1 protein-coding gene is annotated in these 5,892 nt (G+C 73.0%); it reads left to right on the top strand.

The window, feature by feature from the left end:
* Window positions 1-5,892, top strand: a 5,892-nt coding sequence (locus H8R17_RS44055; protein WP_187828782.1) for a non-ribosomal peptide synthetase, incomplete at both ends; no start/stop codon positions are given.

The following is a 5,892-nucleotide window of genomic DNA, read 5'->3' as shown; positions in this document are numbered from 1 at the left end:
AGCCGGGTTCGTGGGGCGTTGGGGGTGGAGCTGTCGATCCGGGAGTTGTTCGACGCGCCCACCGTCGCCCGCCTGGCCACCGTCCTCGACGCCACCGGCCGGGACCGGGCCGACCTGCTCGTCCCGCACCGCGTCGACCCGCGTCCGCAGCGGGTCCCGGCTTCGTTCGCCCAGCACCGTTGGTGGTTCCTCGACCGACTCGACGGAGCCAGCGCCACCTACAACATTCCGGCCGCCCTGCGGCTGTCCGGGTCTCTCGACGTGGCCGCGCTGCGAGCCGCCCTTGACGACATCGTGGCCCGGCACGAACCGCTGCGCACCGTCTTCGCGGAGGACCAGGAGGGGCTCAGGCAGATCGTGCTGCCCCCGGACGCGGCACCCGGCGTGTTCGAAGCCGTCGCCACCGCCACCGCACACCTCGACGACGAGCTGGCCACGGCCGTCCGTTACCGCTACGACCTGACGGCCGACACCCCGCTGCGCGCCCGTCTGTTCACCCTCGCGGACGCTCCGGGGCAGCACGTCCTGCTGCTGTTGCTGCACCATGTGGCGGGAGACGGCTGGTCGATGGACCGGCTGGTGCGCGACCTCGCCACCGCCTACACCGCGCGAGCCGGCGGCCTGGCCCCCGAGTGGCCCGAACTTGCCCTCCAGTACGCGGACTTCACCCTGTGGCAGCACCGCGCCATGGGCTCCGAGGCCGACCGCGACAGCACCCTGTCCCGGCAGCTGGCCTACTGGAAGCAGACCCTCGACGGCATCCCGGACGTCCTCGACCTGCCCACGGACCGGCCGCGGCCCGCCGTGGCCACGCACCGGGGCCGGCGCCTCGAGTTCGAGGTGCCCGCGTCCCTGCACGCCGGGGTGCGCAGGCTGGCCGAGGAGACGAGGACCAGTGTCTTCATGGTCGTCCAGGCCGCGTTCGCGGCCCTGCTGACCAGGCTGGGCGCCGGCACCGACATCCCCATCGGCAGCCCCGTCGCGGGCCGGGTCGATTCCTCGGTGGAAGAGCTCGTCGGCGTCTTCGTCAACACCGTCGTGCTGCGCACGGACACCTCCGGATCGCCGACGTTCGGCGAACTCCTGGAGCGGGTGCGCGCCACCGACGTGGCCGCGTACGCCCACCAGGACGTGCCGTTCGAGTCGCTCGTCGACGCCCTCAACCCCGACCGTTCGCTGTCCCGGCATCCCCTCTTCCAGGTGATGCTCAGCTACCAGAACACCTTCCGCCAGGACGGCATGGACGCGCTGGGCCGCATCCCCGGCATCGAGGCCGAACTCCTCGACACCGACACCGGAGGCGCCGAATTCGACCTGTCGATCGACCTCGGTGAGCGCTTCACAGGGGACGGCGCCCCGGCCGGCATGGACGGCGGCATCCGCTACAGCAGTGACCTCTACGAGCCCGCGACGGCCATGCTCCTCGTCACACGCCTCCTGCGGATCCTGGAGGCGGCCGTCGCAGACCCGGCGCGATCGATCCATGAACTGCAGATCCTGGACCCGGCGGAGCGCCACCGCATGCTCGTCGAGTGGAACGCCACCGAGCGGGCCGTCCCGGAGGCCACCTGGCCCAGCCTCTTCACCGCCCAGGCCCGGCGCACGCCCTCCGCCGTGGCCGTCGAGTACGCGGGTGAGTCGATCGACTACGCCGAGCTCGACGCCCGCTCCAACCAGTTGGCCCGCGCCCTGATCGGGCTCGGTGCGGGACCCGAGTCCTTCGTCGCTCTCGCCGTGCCCCGCTCCCTCGACCTCGCGGTCGCCCTGCTGGGCATCCTCAAGTCGGGCGCCGCCTACGTGCCGATCGACCCCGACTACCCACGGGAGCGCATCCGGCAGGTGATGGCGGACGCCGCCCCGGCCGTGCTGGTCACCGTGTCCTCCGTACGCGACCGGCTGCCCGCCGCGCCACCGACCACCCTCCTCCTGGACGACCCCGCGGTGCGGGCGGTCGCGTACGACACCGCCGAGGTGACCGACGCCGACCGCGTCCGGCCGCTGCGCCCCGACCACCCCGCCTACGTCATCCACACCTCGGGATCCACCGGCCGTCCCAAGGGCGTAGTCGTCACGCACGCCGGCGTGGCCTCGCTCGCCGCGACCCAGATCGCCGGATTCGGCGTCGAGGCCGACAGCCGCGTACTCCAGTTCGCCTCGGTGAGCTTCGACGCGTCCGTCTCGGAGTTCTGCATGGCCTGGCTGGCCGGCGCCGCCCTGGTGATCGCCGCTCCCGAGGAGCGCGCCGCGGGCGAACCGCTGCAACGGCTGCTCAGCGACCGGCACATCACCCACGCCACGATTCCGCCCGCCGCGCTGGGCCAGCTGTCGCCCGACGCCCTCCCGGCGGGACGCACGGTGATCCTCGCGGGGGAGGCCTCGTCACCCGGACTGGTGGCGCGCTGGGCGAGCCGCCACCGGGTGTTCAACGCCTACGGTCCGACCGAGACCACCGTCGACGCCGCCTTCCACCCGTGCGACCCCGACGCGGAGGGGGCCGTCCCGATCGGCCGCCCCTCCGTCAACACCCGCGTGTTCGTGCTCGACGACGCCCTGCGCCCGGTCCCGGCCGGAGTCCCCGGCGAGCTGTACGTGGCGGGGGTGGGCCTTGCCCGTGGCTACCTGAACCGGCCCGCTCTCACCGGAGAACGCTTCGTCGCCGACCCGTTCGGCTCGCCCGGCAGCCGCATGTACCGCACCGGTGACGTGGTCCGGTGGACGGCCGACGGTCTCCTGGAGTTCGTCGGCCGGGCCGACGGCCAGGTCAAGATCCGGGGCTTCCGCATCGAGCCGGCCGAGATCGAGTCCGTACTCGCGGCCCACGAGGCCGTGGCGCAGTGCGCCGTCGTCGTCCGGGAGGACCGCCCGGGCGACCGCCGCCTGGTCGCCTACGTCGTGCCGCACGGCGAGCCCGCTGGCACGGTGGCCCTGCGCGGTCATGTCGCCGCTGTCCTGCCCGAGTACATGGTTCCGTCGGCGTTCGTCACGCTGGACGCCCTCCCGGTCACCCTCAGCGGGAAGCTGGACCGCGCGGCCCTGCCCGAGCCGGACCGGTCCGCCGAGACGCAGGGCCGAGGCCCCCGCGACCCGCGCGAGGAACTGCTGTGCGAGCTTTTCGCCGAGGTCCTCGGTGTCGCCCGCGTCGGCATCGACGAGAGCTTCTTCGACCTGGGCGGACACTCGTTGCTGGGCACCGCGCTCGCGGCCCGGATACGCTCCGCCTTCGGCGCGGAGATCACCATCCGCCAGCTCTTCAGGACCCCCACGGTGGCCGTGCTCGCCGCCGCCCTCGGAGAGGCCACGGCACGCGGCCCGGCACGGGTCCCGGTGACCGCGACCGACCGCCCCGACCGGGTGCCGCTGTCCTACGGGCAGGAGCGCCTGTGGTTCCTCCACCGCTTCGAGGGACCGAGCGACACCTACAACATCCCGCTCGCACTGCGGTTCACCCACCACCCCGACCCGGACGCACTGCGTGCCGCGCTCGCCGACACCGCCGACCGGCACGAGGTCCTGCGCACCCGGTTCACCGAGGACGAGCAGGGCGCCCGGCAGGTACTGCTGAGCGGCCCGGCCGCGCACCCCGCTCTGCACGTCGTGACGACCGACGAGGACCGCCTCGACGACCAGCTGCGGGAGGCCGCCCGCCGCAGCATCGACCTCGCGACGGAAGCCCCCTGGCGGAGCTGGCTGTTCACCCTGGAAGGCGGCGGAGCCGTGCTGCTCTTCGTGGTGCACCACATCGCCGCCGACGGCTGGTCCCTTCCCGTTCTGGTCAGGGACGTCGCCACCGCCTATGCCGCCCGCCGGTCCGGACGCGCGCCCGAGCGGCCGCCGTTGCCGGCGCAGTACGCCGACTACGCGCTGTGGCAGCGCCGTGAACTCGGTTTTGCGGACGACCCCGAGAGCCTCGCGGCACGCCAGCTCGCCTACTGGACCGAGAGCTTGGCGGACCTCCCCGAGGAACTCGCCCTGCCCTACGACCGGCCGCGACCGGTCGCGGCCTCGTACCGGGGCGAGCGCATCACCTTCGACGTCCCCGCCGACATCCACGAGGGCGTGCTCAGGGTCGCCCGGGACAGTGGCGCCAGCGTTTTCATGGTCGTCCAGGCGGCACTCGCGGTACTGCTCTCCCGGATCGGCGCGGGCGACGACATCCCCCTCGGCACCCCGGTGGCGGGGCGCACCGACGAGGCGGTGGAGGACCTGGTCGGCTTCTTCGTCAACTCCCTCGTGCTGCGCACCGATGTCTCCGGCGATCCCTCCTTCGGCGAGCTGGTGGCCAGGGTCCGGGAAGTGGACCTGGCCGCATACGCCCACGCCGACCTGCCGTTCGAGCGGCTCGTGGAGGCGCTCAACCCCCGGCGCTCCCTCGCCCGCCACCCGCTGTTCCAGACCATGCTGACCTTCGACACCACCGAGGACCGGGTGGCCGACGACAGCGTCGGCGAACTCTTCGGCGACGACGTGGAGTTCCACGCCGTGGACGCTCCCGTCGCCAAGTTCGACCTGCTGTTCGGCTTCGGCGAGCGCCGCTCCGCGAGCGGCGGGGCCGCCGGGCTGCGCGGTGCGCTGCTGTACAGCACCGACCTGTTCGACCGCGCCACCGCCCGCGCCCTTACCAGCCGCCTGGTGGGCCTGCTCGGCCGGCTGACCGCCGCCCCGCAGGAGCCGATCTCCGCCGCCGGTCTCCTTGAACCGGCCGAGGAGGCCCGGCTGAAGGAATGGAACCGCACGGCGCACCCCGTCCCGGAGACCACCCTCGCAGCCCTCCTCGCCGATCAGGCGGCGCGCACACCGGACGCGGCCGCCGTCGTCTTCGAGGGCCGGACCCTCACCTACGCCGAGCTCGACGCCCGCGCGACCCGCCTGGCGCACTGGCTGCGGGAACGCGGTGCCGGCCCCGAGAGCGTGGTGGGTGTGTCGCTCCCGCGCGGCCTCGACCTCGTCGTCGCGCTGCTCGGCGTGGTCAAGTCGGGCGCCGCCTATCTGCCGGTCGACCCCGGCTACCCGCCGGAGCGCATCGCTTTCATGCTCGACGACGCCGCCCCGGTCCTGACGCTCGACCACCTGCCCGACACGGACGGTCGTCCGGTCGCGGACCCGGCCGAGCCGCCGCTGCCGCACCATCCGGCGTACGTCATCTACACCTCGGGCTCCACGGGCCGGCCCAAGGGCGTGGTCGTTCCGCACCGCGGCATCGTCAACCGGCTGCTGTGGATGCAGCACACCTACCGGCTGGGAGGCGACGACCGCGTCCTGCAGAAGACCCCGGCGTCCTTCGACGTGTCGGTCTGGGAGTTCTTCTGGCCGCTGATCACCGGCGCGACCCTGGTCGTGGCCCGGCCCGAGGGGCACAAGGACCCGGCGTACCTGACGGACCTGATACGACGCGAACGCATCACCACCGTCCACTTCGTGCCGTCGATGCTCTCCGTCTTCCTCGCCGAGCCCACGGCCGTGGACTGCACCAGTCTGCGTCGAGTGATCTGCAGCGGCGAGGAACTGCCGGCCGGCGTCGCCGAGCGCTTCTCCCGGCTCCTCGACGCCGAACTGCACAACCTCTACGGTCCCACCGAGGCGTCCGTCGACGTCACCGCCTGGCACTGCCTCGAACCCGGCCGCTCGGGCGTCCCGATCGGCCGCCCGGTGTGGAACACCACCGTGCACGTCCTGGACGCCGGACTGCGGCCGGTGCCGCCCGGCGTGACCGGTGAGCTGTACCTCGGCGGCGTTCAGCTGGCGCGGGGGTATCTGGGGCGTCCGGGGCTTACGGGGGAGCGGTTCGTGGCCGATCCGTTCGGTCTGGCGGGCTCTCGTATGTATCGCACGGGTGATGTGGTGCGGTGGTCGGCCGAGGGTGTGCTGGAGTTCGTGGGGCGGGCCGATGATCAG

The organism is Streptomyces sp. TRM68367, assembly GCF_014495685.1.
GTDB lineage: Bacteria > Actinomycetota > Actinomycetes > Streptomycetales > Streptomycetaceae > Streptomyces.
This window is presented reverse-complemented; position numbering and strand designations above follow the sequence as displayed.